Here is an 18,224-nt window from a genome sequence, read left to right as displayed (position 1 = left end):
GTGTTCTTTCGTACGCTCTCGGATTCCGACATATGGGCTGAAGTGCGCATATGACCTGCCCCCTTCGCGTGCAACTCTCAGATTGTTAACTGCATCACAGTAATTGTTAACTTAGGCGACTGAACACCGCCTTGCAACCCCAAGGATCGGGTAAAAGCTCCCGCCGCCGCCTTTCCGGGCCCCGCAGCGCCACCGATGGCGCCTTCCCGCGCGCCGCATAGACGGCGCGGGCGCCACCCTGCGTACTCTGTGGTGCGTGCCGTCAGGGAAGACATTCGCGAAGTTGCTCGGCATCTGCGTGCTCGCAGGCGTCGTGCTGGCGGGCGTCCTGTTCCCCGTGTTCGGGGGCGTGGGTGTCGTCGTCAACAAGGCCAGCGATGCCGTGGACTCGTCGTCGTCGCAGGTGCTGGAGGGCGACGCGCCGGCGGTGACCACCATCGTCGACGCCGCGGGGAACCCGCTGGCCTGGCTCTACGACCAGCGCCGATTCGAGGTGCCGAGCGACCAGATCTCGAACTACATGAAGCTGGCCCAGGTCTCCATCGAGGACCGCCGTTTCGCCACCCACAAGGGCGTCGACTGGCAGGGCACCCTGCGCGCGGTGCTGACCAACACCAGCAGCGGCGAGGTGCAGCAGGGCGCGTCGACCATCGACCAGCAGTATGTCAAGAACTATCTGGCGTACGTAGCCGCCCAGACCGACGCGCAGCGCCGCGCCGCCACCGAGACGACCATCTCGCGCAAGCTCCGCGAGGCCCGCATGGCGCTGACGCTGGACAAGCAGCTGTCCAAGGACGAGATCCTGACGCGCTACCTGAACCTGGTCCCCTACGGCAACGGCAGCTACGGCGTGCAGGATGCGGCGCGCACCTACTTCGGAGTGGACGCCAAGGACCTGAGTCTCACCCAATCGGCGATGCTGGCGGGAATGGTGCAGTCGCCTTCGCGCCTGAACCCCTACATCAATCCCGACGAGACCACTGCCCGGCGCAACGAAGTGCTGGACGCGATGGCGTCGACCCAGGCGATCACCCCGCAGCAGGCCGCGGAGGCGAAGAAGGAGCCGCTGGGGATCCTGCCCAAGCCGAACACGCTGCCGCGCGGGTGCATCGCCGCCGGCGACCGCGGATTCTTCTGCGACTACGTCCTCAACTACCTCAACGACGCCGGATTCACCGACGAGCAGCTCCAGCGCGGGGGCTACCTGATCCGCACCACGCTGCGGCCGGAGATCCAGGACTCGGTCAAGCGCGCGCTCACCGACACCGCCTCACCCGATCTGGACGGCATCGCCGAGGTCATGAACCTGATCGAGCCCGGCAAGGACGCCCACAAGGTGGTCGCGATGGCCAGCAGCCGCACCTACGGGCTCGACGCGGCCGCGCACGAGACCGTCCAGCCGCAGCCGTTCACGATGGTCGGCGACGGCGCGGGCTCGACCTTCAAGATCTTCACCACAGCGGTCGCGATGGAGAAGGGGCTCGGCCTGGACACCACCGTGCAGGTCCCGCCCTTCTTCGCCGCGCAGGGGATGGGGCACGGCGGCGCGGCCGGCTGCCCCGCCGATTCGTATTGCGTGCGCAACGTGGGCGACTACCCCACGGTCATGTCGCTGACGCAGGCCCTGGCCACCTCGCCGAACACCGCGTTCGTCAAAATGCTCAAGGACGTCGGGGTGCCGCCCACCGTAGATATGGCGGTGCGCCTGGGACTGCGCTCGTACACCACGCCCGGCACGTCCGGGGTGGACGACCGCAGCCTCGCGCAGATCGTCAAGGACGAGAACCGCGGCTCGTTCACGCTCGGCCCCACCCCGGTGGACCCGCTGGAGATGGCCAACGTGGCAGCCACGCTGGCGTCCGGCGGAACCTGGTGCCCGCCCACCCCCATCGAGGCCGTGTTCGACCGCGACGGCAAGCCCGTACCGGTGACGCAGGAGGCGTGCAAGCAGGTCATCGACCCCGGCCTCGCGAACACCCTGGCCGTCGGACTGGGGCAGGACCACGTGGCCGGCGGCACCTCAGCCGGCTCGGCCGCCGCAGCCGGATGGACCGCGCCGGTCTCCGCGAAGACCGGAACCACGGAGACCTACCGCTCGTCGGCGTTCCTGGCCTTCACGCAGTCCATCGCCGGGTTCTCCTACGTCTACAACGACGGCACCAATCCAGGACCCATCTGCACGTCGCCCCTGCGCTCCTGCGCCGAGGGCAACGTGTACGGCGGCACCGAGCCCGCGCTCGCCTGGTATCAAGCCGTGGGCCGCATCCTGGGCGACTACCCGCCGCCGGTGCTGCCCCCGCCGGACCCGCAGTACGTGAAGGGCAACGCCTCGGCCATCGTGCCCGACGTCACGGGCCGCACCGAGGCCGGAGCCACCGCCCGCCTGCGCGGCGCGGGCTTCCAGGTGAAGTCGGTGACGGTGCCGTCCGACAACCAGAAGGGCAATGTGGTCTCGGTGAGCCCCGTCGGCTCCGCCGTGCCCGGTGCCACGATCACCATCAACATCAGCGACGGCAGCCGTAAGCCCGCCGACGATCGCGGCGACCGCGGTGACCGGACGCCACGGTCCGAGGACCGGAGCAACGACGGCGGCGGCAACGGGAACGACGGACGCGACGACACCGACTGACCAACAGGCCGGGTCAGCCCGCCAGCCGGGACCTCACCGCCCCGGACAGGCGGGAGCCGTCCGCGCGCCCCGCGGCGCGCGCTGTCGCCGCCTTCATGACCTGTCCCATCTGACGCATCCCCGGCTGCTCGCCCAGCTGCTCACGGACCTCCGCGATGGCCGCGTCCGCCACCTGGGCGAGTTCGTCGTCGTCGAGCTGCTGCGGCAGGTACGCCGCGAGGATCTCCTCCTCGGCGCGCTCCTTCTGCGCCAGCTCCGCGCGGTCGGCGTCGTCGAACACCTGCGCGGCCTCGAGGCGCTTCTTCGATTCCTTGGCGATGACCTTGAGCACCTCGTCGTCGGTGAGGGTGCGCGCTTCCTTGCCCGCGACCTCCTCCGCCTGCACCGCGGACAGCACCATCCGCAGCGTCCCCGTGCGCAGTGCATCCTTGGCCTTCATCGAGGCGGTGAGGTCGGCGCGGATCTGATCCTTGAGTTCTCCCATAACGTGGAACGGTACGCGCTCGGGAAGCGTTCGCGGCCCGCGTGCCCGGGGGTTCGCGACCCGACCTCGCGCACCGATTCGCAATGCGGACGCCTGCCGTATCGTGGCGTCCGTGGGCACAACTTTCGGATTGAACTGGACACCCCGCCCGGCGAGCAGTCGGCGGATCCGCCGCGGGCCCGTGGTGCCGGCGCTCGGGGCGGTGGCCGCCGCGGGTGCCGCGTCGCTCGGATACGCCACGCTGATCGAGCGCAACGCCTTCGCACTGCGCACCTCCACGCTCGAGGTGCTCGCCCCCGGTTCACCCAGCATCCGCGTGCTGCACCTCAGCGACCTGCACATGCTGCCCCGCCAGCAGCTCAAGCAGGCGTGGGTGCGTGAACTCGACGCGCTGGAACCGGACCTCGTCGTCAACACCGGCGACAACCTGGCGCATCCCCGCGCCGTGCCGGCCGTGGTACAGGCGCTCGGGGGGCTCTTGGACCGTCCCGGCGCGTTCGTCTTCGGCAGCAACGACTACTTCGGCCCGGTGGCGAAGAACCCGCTCAAGTACTTCGACCGGAACCACGAGCGCGTACCCGGCCCGTCGTTGCCGTGGCAGGACCTGCGCGCCGCATTCGTCGAACGGGGGTGGATCGACGCCACCCACCGCAAGCAGGAGATCACCGCGGGCGGCAACACGATCAGCGTCGCCGGCGTGGACGACCCTCACCTGCAACGCGACCGCTACGACACGATCGAAGGCAAGGCGGACCCCGCAGCCGATCTGCGCCTGGCCCTGAGCCATTCCCCCGAGCCGCGGGTGCTGGACCACTTCGCCTCCGACGGCTACGACCTCGCCATGTGCGGGCATACCCACGGCGGCCAGCTCTGCCTCCCTGTGTACGGCGCGCTGGTGACCAACTGCGGCATCGACCGCTCGCGGGTCAAGGGGCCCTCGCAGTGGGGCGAGCACATGAAACTGCACGTCTCCGCCGGCCTGGGCACCTCGCCGTATGCGCCCGCCCGCTTCTTCTGCAGGCCGGAGGCGACCCTGCTCACCCTCGTCCCCGCGCGTGTCGACAGGGCTGCGACGGAGGACGGGGAGGCCGTTTCGCGATCCGGTGCGGGTGTGCGCTAGACTCAGCGAGGCTTGTTCGGAAGTGCCCCGGGGACGTTTTCCCGGTGCGCGTTCCGTCTGCCACGGGGTGTGGCGCAGCTTGGTAGCGCGCTTCGTTCGGGACGAAGAGGTCGTGGGTTCGAATCCCGCCACCCCGACAGTGGCAAAAGTGCCGGGACACCGTTCAGACGGTGTCCCGGCACTTTTGCTCTCGATCGGGTCTCGATTGCGCAATCCGCGCGCAGGTGTCCTGCTGGGGTCACCGGGAGAACGGGTCCCCGGTCCTCCCCACGAGGTCGGCGACGGAGTCCACCACGAGGGTGGGCCGGTACGGGTACATCTCCATCGTCTGGCGCGTGGAGATGCCGCTGAGCACGAGGATCGTCCGCATGCCCGCTTCGAGGCCCACCACCACGTCGGTGTCCATCCGATCGCCGATCATCAGCGTCTGCTCCGAGTGCGCGCCCAGGGCGCGCAACGCGGACCGCATCATCAGCGTGTTCGGCTTGCCCACGAAGTACGGTTCGCGGCCCGTCGCCCTGCTGATGAGCGCCGCCACTGCACCCGTCGCGGGCAGCGACCCGTCGCGCGACGGGCCCGTCGGGTCCGGGTTGGTGGCGATGAACCGCGCACCCCGCTCCACCAGTCGGATCGCCGTGGTGATCGCCTCGAACGAGTAGGTGCGGGTCTCCCCCAGCACCACGTAGTCCGGGTCGCGGTCGGTGAGCACGTAGCCGACGTCGTGCAGGGCCGTGGTCAGGCCGGACTCGCCGACGACGTACGCGGTGCCGCGGGGCCGCTGCGAGTCCAGGAAACTCGCCGTGGCGAGGGCCGAGGTCCAGATGGCCGACTCGGGCACGTCCAATCCCGTCTGTTCCAGGCGCGCACGCAGGTCGCGTGGCGTGCGGATGGAGTTGTTGGTGAGCACCAGGAACGGGTTGCCGGCCACGGTGAGCTCGGCGATGAGCTCGTCCGCACCCGGGATCAGTGTCTCCTCGTGGACGAGGACGCCGTCCATGTCCATCAGGTAGGTCCAGCGCCGCGCCGAGGTATCCGTATCGTCCGCCATCTCCCCATCATGGCCTGCCCCGCATCCACTGCACAGGCGGCGTGCGGGAATGCCGTTGCGGGCGGGGCGCTCACCGGGAGTGTTCCGGGACGACCAGGACCGGGCGGTGGCCGTGCCGGAGCAGTTGCACCGCGACGGCGTCTCCCAGGAGCCGTTCCATCGCCGCCGCCAGGCCCGCCCGCGGCGCCCCGAGCACGATCATGTCGGCGTGCTCCTCGTCGGCCACGCTTCCCAGCACCGCGGCCGGCGGTCCCGCGAGCGCGTCGAACCGCCAGCGGACCGCAGTCGCGGCCAGCTCATGCTCCGCTGAGGCCCGCACCGCCGCCACCGCGGCATCGCGACCCTCCGCCCAGGCCGGCGAGTCCGGGTCCACCGGCTCGTCGGCGGTGTCCGGAACGTGCACCACTGCCAGCCATGCCCCCAGCGCCGCCGCGAGCTCCGCGGACTTCGCCAACGCGGCCCGCCCTGCGGGGAGCCCGTCGAACCCCACCACGATGCATTTGTCCATCCCGACCCTGTCCATCCCGTCTCCCACTTCCCGTGCGCCCCTCAGCGACCCCCGCTACGACACCGAAGCCAGCCACAGACCCAGCGCCGCGGCGGCCGCCGTGACGACGAGCGTCCCGCCCAGGTTCGCCAGCCCGGCCGCGTAGCGGCGCGTCTCCAGCAGGCGGACGGTCTCCACGCTGGCGGCGCTGAAGGTGGTGAATCCACCGCAGAATCCCACGCCCGCGATCACGGTGAATCCCGTCGGGGCATCGTGGAACATCGCGAGTCCCGTGAGATAACCGAGCAGCAGGGAGCCGAGCACGTTGATCGCGAGCGTCGCCCACGGGAACCGCCATGCGCGGCGCGAGGTGATGGCACCGTCCAGGAGGAACCGCGCCGTCGCACCCCCGCCGCCGGCGAGCGCGACCCACAGCGTCGTCATGACCCGTCACGCTCAGGCCGTCCGGCGACGCGCGGCCCCAGCCGTGCGCCCACCGCGATGCCGAGTGCGCAGGTGACCGCGCCGACGAGCACCGTGGCGAGTGCGTAAGACACGGCGGCGCCTGCGGCACCCCGATGCAGCAGCAGGTCGGTGTCCAATGCGAGGGTGCTGTAGGTGGTGAACGCACCGAGCATTCCGGTCCCCACGCCCAGTCGCACGAGCGTCGACCGGCCCGTACCCGAACCCCCCGGTGCGCCGCGCCCGAACCGGGTGAGAGCTTCGAGCAGCATTCCCAGCAGGAACGCCCCCGCGATGTTGACGGCGAACGTCGTCACCGGCCACTGCCCCGGATCATCGGGAAAGAGCAAGCCCAGGCCGTGGCGTGCGAGAGTGCCGACGACGCCGCCCACGGCGACCAGCGCTGCGAGGGTCGCCCGACGATGCAGTGGTGCGGACACAGGTCTCCTTTCCACGGGGGAAGGAGCCATCAGCCCCGGGCGGGGCGGTTCAGGCCGATGCGCGGCCTCGGCGGAGATCCATCGCCGCGTCCGAGCTTAACCGCTGCCGGCTGCCCGTCGCAGCGGCGGTCAGTCCACGCGGAACCCGATCTTCAGTGTCACCTGCATGTACGCCACCTGGTCGCCGTCGACGTAGCCACGGGTCCCCGCCACCTCGAACCACCCGATGTTGCGGATGGTCTCGGACGCTTTGGCTATGGCGTTGCGGATGGCCGCGTCGGTGCCGTCGGGAGAGGAACCCACGACCTCCGTCATCCGATAGACGTGCCCCTCTGAACCCATCGTGATCACCTTCCTCGGCGAATCGACCTCGGCGTGCGACGTTCACCTCCGACGCTACGGCAGCCCGGACCGCGGCGGGACCGGATTCGATCGCCTCCGCGCGACGATCTCTGGCAGCATCGGAGGCATGAGCAACGTCGAGGCGCATCCCCCGGAGGTCGTGTGCGGCGCGGGGGATCCGCCCCAGCACGCGGTGGAGGTCATCCCGCCTCGTGACGTCCCCTTGGGCGGTCCGCGCGCGATGACGGTGCGGCGGACCCTTCCGCAGCGCAAGCGGTCGCTGATCGGCGCCTGGTGCTTCCTCGACCATTACGGGCCCGACGACGTCTCCGCGTCCGGCGGAATGGACGTCCCGCCTCACCCGCACACCGGGTTGCAGACGGTGAGCTGGCTGTTCACCGGCGAGATCGAGCATCGCGACAGCCTGGGCATGCACGCGATGGTGCGGCCGGGCGAGCTCAACCTGATGAGCGCGGGCCGCGGGATCTGCCACTCCGAGGTGTCCACCGCGGCCACCACTGTGCTGCACGGCGCGCAGCTGTGGATCGCGCTGCCGCAGTCGCACCGCGACGGCCCCCGCGATTTCACGCACTACGTCCCCGAGCCGCTTCGCAGCGACCGCCTGACCGCACGCGTGTTCCTCGGCTCCCTGCTGGGTTCGCGTTCCCCGGTGGAGACTGCCGCCCCGATTCTGGGCGCCGAGCTGCTGCTGCCGGTGGGCTCGTCGGCGCGCATCGAGGTGGAGGACGACTTCGAGCACGGGCTGCTGGTGGACACGGGGAGCGTCGAGTTCTGCGGGACCGCCCTGGAGCGTGCGGAACTCGGATTCTCCGGCGAAGGACGACGGACCCTCACCCTCCGCAACACGGGTGCGGACCCGGCCCGGATGCTACTGCTCGGCGGACCGCCCTTCGGCGAGGAGATCGTCATGTGGTGGAACTTCGTCGGTCGGTCCCATGAGGAGATCGCCGCCTTCCGCGAGGAGTGGCAGGACCGCTCCCCGCGCTTCGGCGAGGTGCACGGATACGCGGGGCACGACCCGCAGGGCATCGACCGGCTGCCCGCACCACCGTTGCCCCACGCGCGCATCACGCCCCGCCGAAACCCGTGACGCCCTTTCGGGCACGGGCTCGATCCGGCGCCGCGCACCCGCGCGTCCTGGTGCTCACCACCGGGGGCACGATCGCGGCAGTGCGCGGCTCCGACGGCGGTCTCGCGCCGGCAGTCGACGCCGCAGACCTTCGGTCGACGCTCCCGTCCCCCCTCCTCGAACGGGTGAATGTCGAGGCGCGCGCGCTCATGTCGGTCGACAGCGCCGCAATGGACGTCACGTCGGCCTACGCCATCGCACGGCACGTCGCCGCTGCGAGTGCCGGGGACGCGGTCGACGGGATCGTCGTCACCCATGGAACCGACACCATGGAGGAGACCGCGCTGCTGACCGACCTTGTTCTCGCTCGAGGCGGCCGCAGGCGCGTACGGGTGGTGTTCACCGGGGCGCAGCGCGGCGCCGATCAGCCCGGTGCGGACGGGCCCGGCAATCTCGCTCGCGCGGTGGACACGGCGTCCGGTCCGGCCGCCGACTCCGAGGCGGGCGTACTGATCGCCTTCGCCGGAAGAACAATGCCCGCCTGGGGAACACGCAAACTGAGCACAGTAGACCTGGACGCGTTCGCAGCCTGGCCGGACCGGCACGAGGCGGAACAGTCGCGCCGCCGCGCACTCGCCGCCGTGCCCGGTGGCGGCCTCGCCACCGGAAGCCTCCCCCGCGTGGACACCGTCGCGTTGTACCCGGGTTCCGACGCCGTCGTCATCGACGCCTGCCGGGCCGCGGGCGCCCGCGGGATCGTGCTCGAGGCCATGGGCGCCGGCAACGCGAATGCCGCGGCGGTGCGTGCCGTGCGCGCTGCGGCGGCCGCCGGCGTCGCCGTCGTGGTCACCACCAGGGTGCCCCACGGCCCCGCCTTCGCCGACTACGGCGGCGGGGGCGGGGGCACGAACCTGGCCCGCGCGGGGGCGGTGTTCAGCCCCGTGCTGCGGGCCGGCCAGGCCAGAATCCTGTTGGCCGCATTGCTCGCTGCAGGCGTGGGGCACGGCGAGGTGACGCGGGCGTTCACCGGCTGACGACCCTCCCGGTCACCCCGAGAATCCGTGCCGGCACTGCGCCACGTACTCGCCGAAGTCCCACGCGGCCAGGAACTTGCGGGCCGCGTCGGAGCCGCTTTCGTAGAGCGCGTCCACCTGCGCGTCGGTGATGTCGAAGTCGATGGGGCTCACCGCGTCCGAGGGCACGAACACCGTGCGGCGCACCGTGCACGGGTCGTTCAGGTACGCGGCATCCTGATTGCTCAGCAAGGTTCCGAGCGCGGCCAGCGCGATCGAGAACGGGCCTTTCACAGCATGCGTCGGCGGCACCAGACCCGGGCGCGCACTGAGCCGGATCCCGAACGTGGGCCATTGCGGCTCGGCACTGTTGGGGCGGTCGAACAGCTCGATGGGGAAGTCGTCCACCAGTCCGCCGTCCACCCACGTCGCCCCGGACACCCGCACCGGCTGGAACAGGAACGGTATCGCCGCCGACGCGCGCACCGCCTTCGCCACGGGGAACTCGTCGGGGTCCTTCTTGTACGCGGGCAGGTCCCACGGGATGCGCACCAGACGGCGCCGGGAAAGGTCGCTTGCCGTGATGACGAGGGCCCAGGCGTATTTGCGTTCCAGCCCGTCCCCGGTGGCGCCGCCGTCGCCCAGGCGCAGGTCGCCGAAGGTCCGCACCCCCAGATCCTTCAGCACGCCCGCCACGAAGGACTCGAGGTAGGCGCCCTCGTAGATGCCGTCCGAAAGGAACAGCGAGAGCATCGGACCGACCAGCGGTACGTGTCCGACCGGGCTGCGGTCCGGGAACTTGGTGTAGTCGATCGCGTCGACGATGTCGTGCAGGCGGCCGAGCGGTTCGCCCGCCTTCTGCAGCGCCGCCACGAACGCCGCGACGATCGACCCCGCGCTGGATCCCGCGACGCGCGGGAACGAGTAGCCGGCCTCCGCCAGCACGTCCACCGCGCCGACGAGGCCGATCCCCCGCACTCCGCCGCCCTCGCAGACGAGATCGGCCCGCTTGTCCGTCATGACGCACCTCGCACGCACCGTCGATCAGGTACTCCCCGCCGATTCTCCTCCCGGAATCGGCAGAAAGTACCTGATCGGCGTGCGGCACTCGGCGTCGCGCCCGGCGACTACTCCTCTACCAGCAGCTCTGCGATCTGGATGGTGTTCAGCGCGGCACCCTTGCGCAGGTTGTCGCCGGAGACGAACAGGGCCAGACCACGGCCCTCCGGGGCTCCCTCGTCGTTGCGGATGCGGCCCACCAGCGAGTTGTCCTGGCCTGCCGCGGCCAGCGGGGTGGGCACGTCCACCAGCTCCACGCCCGGGGCTTCGGCCAGGACCTTCTGCGCGTCCTCCACGCTCAGCGGGCGGTCGAACTCGGCGTTGATCGCCAGCGAGTGGCCGGTGAACACCGGAACGCGCACGCACGTGCCGGACACCAACAGCTCGGGGATGCCCAGGATGCGCCGTGACTCGTTGCGCAGCTTCTGGTCCTCGTCCGTCTCACCGGAGCCGTCGTCGACCAGCCCGCCGGCGAGAGCAACCACGTCGAACGCGATGGGCGCCACGTAGTTCTCCGGCTCGGGGAAGTCGGCGGCGGAGCCGTCGTGCACCAGCTTCTCGGCGTCGTCGATGACGGCGCGGGTCTGCGAGGCCAGCTCCTTGACGCCGGCCAGCCCGCTGCCGGAGACGGCCTGGTAGGTGGAGACGATCAGCCGCTTGAGGCCCGCGGCCTGGTGCAGCGGCCCCAGTACGGGCATCGCGGCCATCGTGGTGCAGTTGGGGTTGGCGATGATGCCCTTGGGCCGGTTCGCCAGGTCGCCCGGATTGACTTCGCTGACCACCAGCGGGACGTCCGGGTCCTTGCGCCAGGCTGACGAATTGTCGACCACGACGGCACCGGCCGCCGCGAAGCGCGGCGCCTGCTCCTTCGACAGCGTGCCGCCCGCGGAGAACAGGGCGATGTCGATGCCCTGCAAGTCCTCGTCGGGCGTGGCCGCGGTGTCCTCCACGACGATGTCCTCGCCGCGGAACGGCAGCGTCGTGCCCGCCGAGCGCGCGGACGCGAAGAAGCGGACCTTGTCGGCCGGGAAGGCGCGCTCCTCGAGTAGACGGCGCATCACGACGCCCACCTGGCCGGTGGCTCCCACTACTGCGAGTGTGGTCATCGGAATCAGCGCCCCGTTCCGGCGTAGACCTTGGCGGGCTCCTCGCCGCCCAGATCGAACGCCTTGTGCACGACGCGGACGGCCTCGTCCACGTCGGTGTCCTTCACCAGCACCGAGATGCGGATCTCGGAGGTGGAGATCAAGTCGATGTTGATGCCCGCCTGGGCCAGCGCCTCGAAGAACGTGGCCGTCACGCCCGGGTGACTCTTCATCCCCGCGCCCACAAGCGACACCTTGCCGATGTGGTCGTCGAACACGACCTTGCTGAAGCCGATCCGGTCCTTGGCGGCGGTGAGCGCCTCGACGCACTTGGACGTGTCTTCGGTGGGCAGCGTGAAGGTGATGTCGGTCTTGCCGGTCTCCACCTCGGAGACGTTCTGCAGCACCATGTCGATGTTGATGTCGGCGTCGGCGACCACCCGGAACAGGCTGGCGGCGTACCCGGGCGAGTCGGGCAGCCCCTGCACGGTGATCTGCGACTCGTCGCGATCGTGCGCGACGCCGGTCAGGACGGCTTCTTCCACGGGGATATCCTCCATCGATCCGGACACGATGGTGCCCGGCTTGTCGGTGTATGACGAGCGGACGTGGATGGGCAGGTTCGCTCCGCGCGCGTACTCGACGCAGCGCAGCATGAGCACCTTGGACCCGCACGCCGCCATCTCCAGCATCTCCTCGAACGAGATGTTGTCGAGCTTCTTCGCGTCCGGCACGATCCGCGGGTCCGCGGTGTAGACGCCGTCGACGTCCGAGTAGATCTCGCACACGTCGGCGCCCAGAGCCGCGGCGAGCGCGACGGCCGTGGTGTCGGACCCGCCGCGCCCCAGCGTCGTCACGTCCTTGGTGTCCTGGCTGACGCCCTGGAATCCGGCGACCATCGCGATCGAGCCCTCGTCGAGGGCCTGCTGCACGCGCCCCGGGGTGACATCGATGATCTTGGCCTTGCCGTGCGCCGCCGTGGTGACGACGCCGGCCTGCGAACCGGTGAACGAGCGCGCTTCGGCGCCCAGCGAGCTGATCGCCATCGCCACGAGCGCGTTCGAGATGCGCTCGCCTGAGGTGAGCAGCATGTCCATCTCACGGGCGGGGGGCACCGGGTTCACCTGCTGCGCCAGGTCCAGCAGCTCATCCGTGGTGTCGCCCATGGCGGAGACCACGACGGCGACGTGATTGCCTTGCTTCTTCGTCTCGACGATTCGCTCGGCCACGCGCCGGATCCTGTCGGCGCTTTCCACCGACGATCCGCCGTATTTCTGTACGACGATTGCCACGCTCGGGTACCTCCAGACAGTGTTCTTCGATCACTGGTCGTTGGTCGGTCACTGCTTCTATCGGTCGTAATCAAAGATCCAGGGTACCGATCAGCCGGCCACCGCATCAGGCTGCCGCCACGGGGCGTGCACTGCGTCACGTCACTCCGGGGTGAGGCGTCGGTCACCACGACGGGTCCGGTGTGCCCTCGCGTCGATACCATGCGGCGGTGTCGCAGATCTTCGACGGACCCGGACCCGCGCAGCCGCATCATCCGCACGCCGACCGCTCGGCGGGTTCGGGCGTGCAGATCCACCCGGTGATCGCGCAGCGGTGGAGCGCGCGCAACCTCGACCCCGACGCCGTGGTGACGCCCGACGATCTCTTCGCGGCGGTCGAATCGGCGCGGGTCGCCGCATCGTGGGGCGGCACATTCCCAGTCCGGTTCCTCGCTGGGCTTCGCGGCGACGCCGCGCACGCGACCCTCGCGTCGTTGCTTTCCGAGGGGAACAAGAGGTGGGCGACATCCGCGGGGGCTCTCGTTCTGGGCGTCGTGCAGACGGTGAACGACAAGGGCGACCTGCCGTACGCGATGTTCGACGCCGGCCTCGCGACGGCGCAATTGTCGCTCCAGGCCGTGTCCATGGGCCTCGTCGCACACCCGATGTCCGGATTCGACCGGGACGAGGCCCGGCGGTCCCTGCGGATCCCGGACGGCTTCGAACCGCTGGTGATGATCGCGCTGGGGCATATCGGCGACGAGGACGGTGCGGACCCGGCGATCGTCGAGCGGGACCGCAAGCCGCGACGGCGCCCCACGCTGACGGACATGGTGTTCGGAGAGCAGTGGGGGGCGCCCTTCCCGGCCGGAGCGTGATCAGCCCCCCGGCGCGGGCGCTGACGCCCCCACCGGAATATTGTGGTCGCCGATGCCTGTAACCATGCCGTACGATCTGCCGGCCCGCGCGGTCCTGGAGTCCGAGCGGATCTTCGTCATGTCCGACGAGCGTGCCGGACACCAAGACATCCGTCCGCTGCGGATCGCGATCGTCAACCTGATGCCGGTCAAGATCGTCGCCGAGACGCAATTGCTGCGGCTGCTCAGCCACACGCCGTTGCAGATCGACATCACGTTGCTGCACATGGCCAGCCACGTCTCGCGCACCACGTCGGCCGAACATCTCGAGGCGTTCTACTCGACGTTCGACGACGTATCCGAGCAGCACTTCGACGGACTGGTCATCACCGGAGCCCCGGTCGAGCGCCTCGACTTCGCGCAGGTCGACTACTGGCCTGAGCTGACCAGGATTCTGGATTGGTCGCGCACCAACGTCCAGTCCACCCTGCACGTGTGCTGGGGCGCCCAGGCCGCGCTGTACCGCCACTACGGGATCGGCAAATACGAGATGCCGCAGAAGCTGTCGGGGGTGTTCAGCCATCGGCTCACCGGTCGGCGGTCGGCGGTGATCACCGGCTTCGACGACGAGTTCGTGGCACCGCACTCGCGGTACACCGACGTCCGGGCCGACGACGTCGAGGCCACCGGCGAGATCGAAGTGCTGGCTCGCAGCGACGAGGCCGGGGTGTTCCTCGCTGCGACTCCGGACGGCCGGCAGGTGTTCGTCACCGGCCATCCGGAGTATGACGCGGACACCCTGGCCCGCGAATACGCGCGTGACCGGGAGCAGGGATTGCCGGTCCCGGTCCCGGCGCACTACTTCCGGGACGACGACCCGACCGCCCTGCCGGTGAACCGGTGGCGCGGCCATGGTCATCTGCTGTTCGCGAACTGGCTCAACTATTGCGTGTACCAGGAGACGCCGTTCGACCCGCCGGCGTGACGATCGGGCCTCCGACGACCGATCACCCCAGCGCGTCGATGGCCGACCGCACCCCCTCGCCGTAGGCGGGGTCGCACGCCGTGCAGTTGGCGATGTGCCGCTCGACCACGTCCTGCGACACCCCCGCCAGGTTGCGCGCGGTGTTGTCGAACAGCGCCTGCTTCTGCCCGGCGTCCATCAGGTTGAACAGCGCCCGCGGCTGCGAGAAGTAGTCGTCGTCATCGGCGCGGAAGTCGAAATGATCCGCCACCGCCCCGACCGTCTGCGGCGGCTCCGCATACCCCGGCTGCTCCTGCCACAGCCCGTGGCCGTTGGGCTCGTAGTGTTTGGTGGACCCCTGGTTGCCGTCCACCCGCATCGTCCCGTCGCGGTGGAAGTTGCCCACCGGGCAGCGCGCCTGGTTGACCGGGATCTGGTAGTTGTTGACGCCCAGCCGGTAGCGCTGCGCGTCGCCGTAAGAGAACAGACGCCCCTGCAGCATGCGGTCCGGGGAGAACCCGATGCCGGGCACCACGTGCGCCGGATTGAACGCGGCCTGCTCGACGTCCGCGAAGTAGTTGTCCGCGTTGCGGTTCAGCTCCCACTCGCCCACCTCGATCAGCGGGTAGTCGGCCTTGGGCCACACCTTCGTCAGGTCGAACGGGTGGTACGGCACCTTCTCCGCGTCCGCCTCCGGCATCACCTGCACGCACAGCGTCCACTTGGGGTAGTCGCCGCGTTCGATGGCCTCGTAGAGGTCGCGCTGGCTGGACTCACGGTCGCCCGCGACGACGGCCGCCGCCTCGTCGTCGGTGAGGTTCTTGATGCCCTGCCGGCAACGGTGGTGGAACTTGACCCAGAAGCGCTCGCCGTCCGCGTTGACCAGGCTGAAGGTGTGCGAGCCGAAGCCGTGCATGTGCCGATACCCGTCGGGCAGCCCGCGATCGCTCATCACGATCGTCACCTGGTGCAGCGCCTCGGGCAGCCGCGTCCAGAAGTCCCAGTTGTTCTCCGCGCTGCGCATGTTGGTGCGCGGATCGCGCTTGACGGCGTGGTTGAGGTCGGGGAACTTGAGCGGGTCTCGGAAGAAGAACACCGGGGTGTTGTTGCCGACGAGGTCCCAGTTGCCTTCCTCGGTGTAGAACTTGACGGCGAAGCCGCGGATGTCGCGCTCCGCGTCGGCCGCGCCGCGTTCGCCCGCCACGGTGGAGAACCGCGCGAACAGCTCGGTCTTCTTGCCGATCTCCGAGAAGATCTTCGCTCGGGTGTAGCGCGTGATGTCACCGGTGACGGTGAACGTGCCGAACGCGCCCGAGCCCTTGGCGTGCATGCGGCGCTCCGGGATCACCTCGCGGTCGAAGTGCGCGAGCTTCTCCAGGAACCACACGTCCTGCAGCAGCTGCGGCCCACGCGGTCCGGCCGTCTGCACGTCCTGGTTGTTCGGCACCGGCGCCCCGACCGCTGTGGTCAGCGTGCTCGGATCCGCCTTCGGATTGTCGGTCGAGGTCATCGGCGTCGTCCTCCTGCGAGATTCGCACGGTTGGTTGCAGTGTCATGGAGTCATCCGGTCATGCGGTTTGGGGTCACGGTGTCCCCGACTCCGATCCTGCCCGAGTCGACCCGCCTGCGTGTGGACTTGCGGGGAACGATCGGTGAGGCCTCACGCAGGCGCTGCGGCCGGCCGGGAATGCGGTGCCCCTGAACTCCGTCTGGATCGGAGGCGGAGCGGGTAGTAGACTCGCCTTCATGCAGCGCGTGCTCCTCCTTGAGTGCCGCGGCGGGATCTGACACAGCAGACCGGCTCCCCGTCGCGGGCCCTTCTCCATGCCGTAGCAGCACTCGCACGCCGTAGCATCGCGCGGCCCACGCCGCAGTCGTCTCCGCCACGCCGCGCCAGTGCGGACCACCCGCCGGGCCCACAGGTCCACCACGGGATCCGCAACGTCATCCAGGCACGTCGGTCTATCCGCCAGCAGGTTCCGGGCCCACCCGCGCCCGTGCCCCGCACACAGGGAGAATCCCATCATGACTTCCGCAGACGCCTTCACCGCCGGCCGGCGCAACATCGTCACACCCAGCCGCCCGGCCCCCGCCGACCAGCCCGCCTGGAACACCCAGCGCGGCTCGTCGATGCCCGCCTACCGCTACCGCTCGTTCGCGGACGAGGTGGAGGAGATCGCGCTCGACGAGCGCCGCTGGCCGGGCGCGGTGATCGACCGCGCGCCGCTGTGGTGCGCCGTGGACCTGCGCGACGGCAACCAGGCCCTGATCGACCCGATGACCCCAGCCCGCAAGCGCCGCATGTTCGAGCTGCTCGTGCGCATGGGGTACAAGGAGATCGAGGTGGGCTTTCCCGCCGCCAGCCAGACCGACTTCGACTTCGTCCGCGAGATCATCGAGGACGGCGCCATCCCCCACGACGTCACCATCCAGGTGCTCACCCAGAGCCGACCGGAGCTGATCGAGCGCACCTTCGAGGCCTGCGAGGGCGCGGCCAACGCCATTGTGCACTTCTACAACTCCACCTCGATCCTGCAGCGCCGCGTGGTGTTCAAGGCGGACAAGCCCGCCATCACCAAGATCGCCACGGACGCTGCGCAGAAGGTCCTGGAGGAGGCGGCCAAATACCCGGACACCCATTGGCGGTTCGAGTACTCGCCGGAGTCCTACACGGGCACCGAGCTCTCCTACGCCAAGGACATCTGCGACGCCGTCAGCGCCATCATCGCGCCGACGCCGGAGAACGCGCTGATCGTCAACCTGCCCGCCACCGTGGAGATGGCCACCCCCAACGTCTACGCGGACTCCATCCAGTGGATGAGCGACAACCTGGCCCGGCGCGAGGCGATCATCCTGAGCCTGCACCCGCACAACGATCGCGGCACCGCCGTCGCGGCCGCGGAGCTGGGCTACATGGCGGGCGCCGATCGCATCGAGGGCTGCCTGTTCGGCAACGGCGAGCGCACCGGCAACGTCTGCCTGGTGACGCTCGGCATGAACCTGTTCACGCGCGGCGTGGACCCGCAGATCGACTTCTCGGACATCGACGAGGTCCGGCGCACCGTCGAGTACTGCAACCAGCTGAACGTGCCCGAGCGCCACCCGTACGGCGGCGACCTGGTCTACACCGCATTCTCCGGCAGCCACCAGGACGCCATCAACAAGGGCTTCGACGCGATGAAGTTCGACGCCGACGCCGCCGACCAGGACATCGACGACATCGTCTGGCAGGTCCCCTACCTGCCCGTCGACCCCAAGGACGTGGGCCGCACCTACGAGGCGGTCATCCGCGTCAACTCGCAGTCCGGCAAGGGCGGCATCGCCTACGTGATGAAGACCGACCACGGATTGGACCTGCCGCGGCGGCTGCAGATCGAGTTCTCCCGGATCGTGCAAGGGCTCACGGATTCCGAGGGCGGCGAGATCAACCCCAAGGAGATGTGGGACGTCTTCGCCGAGGAGTACCTGGACCGCCGGCTGCCGATCGAGCGGATCTCCCAGGAGATGACGCCCGCGCAGAACGACGGCGACGACGACGAGATCATCGCCACCGTCAAGATCGACGGCATCGAACGCGAGCTGCACGGCTTCGGCAACGGTCCCGTCGCAGCCCTCGTCGACGGGCTCGCCACCGCCGGATACAACGTGCGGGTCCTGGACTACACCGAGCATGCGATGTCCGCGGGCGACGACGCCGTGGCCGCCGCCTACCTGGAGTGCGCGGTGGAGTGCCCCGACGGCGAGACCAAGGTGTTCTGGGGCGTCGGCCTGGCGCCGTCGATCACCGTGGCGTCGCTGCGCGCCGTGATCTCCGCGGTCAACCGCGCCCACAAGTAGCGCGTGCACACAGCGACCGGCGCCCGCAGCGGGCGC

17 protein-coding genes and 1 tRNA gene are annotated in these 18,224 nt (G+C 69.7%); 8 read left to right on the top strand and 10 right to left on the bottom strand.

Annotated elements, in window-relative coordinates:
- The first annotated feature begins 256 nt into the window (after positions 1-256).
- Entirely contained in the window at positions 257-2,629 is a 2,373-nt protein-coding gene (locus FO059_RS02615; RefSeq protein WP_143906118.1) for a penicillin-binding protein, read from the top strand.
- A gap of 13 nt (positions 2,630-2,642) precedes the next feature.
- On the opposite strand, the gene FO059_RS02610 is transcribed toward FO059_RS02615, so the two are convergent.
- Complete coding sequence (locus FO059_RS02610; RefSeq protein WP_143906116.1) at positions 2,643-3,113, bottom strand: GatB/YqeY domain-containing protein; 471 nt, start codon at positions 3,111-3,113, stop codon at positions 2,643-2,645.
- Between the two features lie 166 nt (positions 3,114-3,279).
- Here FO059_RS02610 and FO059_RS02605 point away from each other — a divergent pair, with 166 nt between their 5' ends.
- Positions 3,280-4,233, top strand: coding sequence for a metallophosphoesterase (locus tag FO059_RS02605; protein ID WP_372497877.1), 954 nt, complete (start codon positions 3,280-3,282; stop codon positions 4,231-4,233).
- Between the two features lie 63 nt (positions 4,234-4,296).
- Positions 4,297-4,370, top strand: a tRNA-Pro gene (locus FO059_RS02600).
- A 101-nt stretch (positions 4,371-4,471) separates the two neighbouring features.
- Here FO059_RS02600 and FO059_RS02595 read toward each other — a convergent pair.
- From FO059_RS02595 to FO059_RS02575, 5 genes are all read right to left on the bottom strand, one after another.
- Entirely contained in the window at positions 4,472-5,281 is an 810-nt protein-coding gene (locus FO059_RS02595) for an HAD-IIA family hydrolase (protein ID WP_143906114.1), read from the bottom strand.
- A 70-nt stretch (positions 5,282-5,351) separates the two neighbouring features.
- Positions 5,352-5,789: a universal stress protein gene (locus FO059_RS02590; RefSeq protein WP_168226573.1), complete on the bottom strand. Its 438-nt coding sequence runs from the start codon at positions 5,787-5,789 to the stop codon at positions 5,352-5,354.
- A gap of 54 nt (positions 5,790-5,843) precedes the next feature.
- Positions 5,844-6,212, bottom strand: a complete 369-nt coding sequence (gene crcB, locus FO059_RS02585; protein WP_143906110.1) for a fluoride efflux transporter CrcB — start codon at positions 6,210-6,212, stop codon at positions 5,844-5,846.
- Complete coding sequence (locus tag FO059_RS02580; RefSeq protein ID WP_233267021.1) at positions 6,209-6,670, bottom strand: fluoride efflux transporter FluC; 462 nt, start codon at positions 6,668-6,670, stop codon at positions 6,209-6,211. Before FO059_RS02580 ends, crcB begins: the two co-directional genes overlap by 4 nt.
- A gap of 129 nt (positions 6,671-6,799) precedes the next feature.
- On the bottom strand, positions 6,800-7,012 hold the full coding sequence (locus FO059_RS02575) for a dodecin (RefSeq protein ID WP_143906106.1): 213 nt from the start codon (positions 7,010-7,012) through the stop codon (positions 6,800-6,802).
- A gap of 127 nt (positions 7,013-7,139) precedes the next feature.
- Between FO059_RS02575 and FO059_RS02570 the strand changes: the two genes are divergently transcribed.
- Complete coding sequence (locus FO059_RS02570; protein WP_143906105.1) at positions 7,140-8,123, top strand: pirin family protein; 984 nt, start codon at positions 7,140-7,142, stop codon at positions 8,121-8,123.
- The gene (locus FO059_RS02565) at positions 8,120-9,136 is read left to right on the top strand and encodes an asparaginase domain-containing protein (protein WP_143906103.1); all 1,017 of its coding nucleotides are present in this window, start codon (positions 8,120-8,122) and stop codon (positions 9,134-9,136) included. The genes FO059_RS02570 and FO059_RS02565 overlap by 4 nt, the downstream gene beginning before the upstream one ends.
- Before the next feature lie 12 nt (positions 9,137-9,148).
- On the opposite strand, the gene FO059_RS02560 is transcribed toward FO059_RS02565, so the two are convergent.
- From FO059_RS02560 to FO059_RS02550, 3 genes are all read right to left on the bottom strand, one after another.
- Positions 9,149-10,135, bottom strand: a complete 987-nt coding sequence (locus FO059_RS02560) for a patatin-like phospholipase family protein (protein WP_143906101.1) — start codon at positions 10,133-10,135, stop codon at positions 9,149-9,151.
- Positions 10,136-10,242: 107 nt separating this feature from the next.
- Positions 10,243-11,280: an aspartate-semialdehyde dehydrogenase gene (locus FO059_RS02555; RefSeq protein WP_143906099.1), complete on the bottom strand. Its 1,038-nt coding sequence runs from the start codon at positions 11,278-11,280 to the stop codon at positions 10,243-10,245.
- Positions 11,281-11,285: 5 nt separating this feature from the next.
- The gene (locus FO059_RS02550) at positions 11,286-12,551 is read right to left on the bottom strand and encodes an aspartate kinase (protein WP_143906096.1); all 1,266 of its coding nucleotides are present in this window, start codon (positions 12,549-12,551) and stop codon (positions 11,286-11,288) included.
- A 209-nt stretch (positions 12,552-12,760) separates the two neighbouring features.
- On the opposite strand from FO059_RS02550, the gene FO059_RS02545 reads away from it, so the two are divergent.
- Together FO059_RS02545 and metA are read left to right on the top strand one after the other, a co-directional pair.
- Positions 12,761-13,408 (top strand): nitroreductase family protein, encoded by a 648-nt coding sequence (locus FO059_RS02545; protein WP_233267023.1) that lies wholly within the window; start codon positions 12,761-12,763, stop codon positions 13,406-13,408.
- 52 nt (positions 13,409-13,460) lie between these two features.
- Positions 13,461-14,372 carry a homoserine O-acetyltransferase MetA gene (gene metA, locus FO059_RS02540; RefSeq protein ID WP_143906094.1) on the top strand — a complete coding sequence of 304 codons (912 nt, stop codon included), beginning with the start codon at positions 13,461-13,463 and terminating at the stop codon, positions 14,370-14,372.
- Positions 14,373-14,394: 22 nt separating this feature from the next.
- Here metA and FO059_RS02535 read toward each other — a convergent pair whose 3' ends face one another.
- On the bottom strand, positions 14,395-15,861 hold the full coding sequence (locus FO059_RS02535; protein WP_143906092.1) for a catalase: 1,467 nt from the start codon (positions 15,859-15,861) through the stop codon (positions 14,395-14,397).
- Between the two features lie 515 nt (positions 15,862-16,376).
- Between FO059_RS02535 and leuA the strand changes: the two genes are divergently transcribed.
- Positions 16,377-18,188: a 2-isopropylmalate synthase gene (gene leuA / locus FO059_RS02530; RefSeq protein ID WP_143906090.1), complete on the top strand. Its 1,812-nt coding sequence runs from the start codon at positions 16,377-16,379 to the stop codon at positions 18,186-18,188.
- Positions 18,189-18,224: the final 36 nt, after the last annotated feature.

This window comes from Tomitella fengzijianii (assembly GCF_007559025.1).
Classification (GTDB): Bacteria; Actinomycetota; Actinomycetes; order Mycobacteriales; family Mycobacteriaceae; genus Tomitella; species Tomitella fengzijianii.
The sequence above is the reverse complement of the archived record's forward strand: the minus strand, read 5'-3'. Positions and strand labels throughout refer to the sequence as shown.

Coding starts and splice junctions, on each gene's coding strand:
- crcB (WP_143906110.1), bottom strand. CDS start 6,212: ATGACGACGCTGTGGGTCGCGCTCGCCGGCGGCGGGGGTGCGACGGCG.
- leuA (WP_143906090.1), top strand. CDS start 16,377: ATGACTTCCGCAGACGCCTTCACCGCCGGCCGGCGCAACATCGTCACA.
- FO059_RS02610 (WP_143906116.1), bottom strand. CDS start 3,113: ATGGGAGAACTCAAGGATCAGATCCGCGCCGACCTCACCGCCTCGATG.
- FO059_RS02570 (WP_143906105.1), top strand. CDS start 7,140: ATGAGCAACGTCGAGGCGCATCCCCCGGAGGTCGTGTGCGGCGCGGGG.
- FO059_RS02535 (WP_143906092.1), bottom strand. CDS start 15,861: ATGACCTCGACCGACAATCCGAAGGCGGATCCGAGCACGCTGACCACA.
- metA (WP_143906094.1), top strand. CDS start 13,461: ATGCCTGTAACCATGCCGTACGATCTGCCGGCCCGCGCGGTCCTGGAG.
- FO059_RS02595 (WP_143906114.1), bottom strand. CDS start 5,281: ATGGCGGACGATACGGATACCTCGGCGCGGCGCTGGACCTACCTGATG.
- FO059_RS02560 (WP_143906101.1), bottom strand. CDS start 10,135: ATGACGGACAAGCGGGCCGATCTCGTCTGCGAGGGCGGCGGAGTGCGG.
- FO059_RS02590 (WP_168226573.1), bottom strand. CDS start 5,789: ATGGACAAATGCATCGTGGTGGGGTTCGACGGGCTCCCCGCAGGGCGG.
- FO059_RS02575 (WP_143906106.1), bottom strand. CDS start 7,012: ATGGGTTCAGAGGGGCACGTCTATCGGATGACGGAGGTCGTGGGTTCC.
- FO059_RS02555 (WP_143906099.1), bottom strand. CDS start 11,280: ATGACCACACTCGCAGTAGTGGGAGCCACCGGCCAGGTGGGCGTCGTG.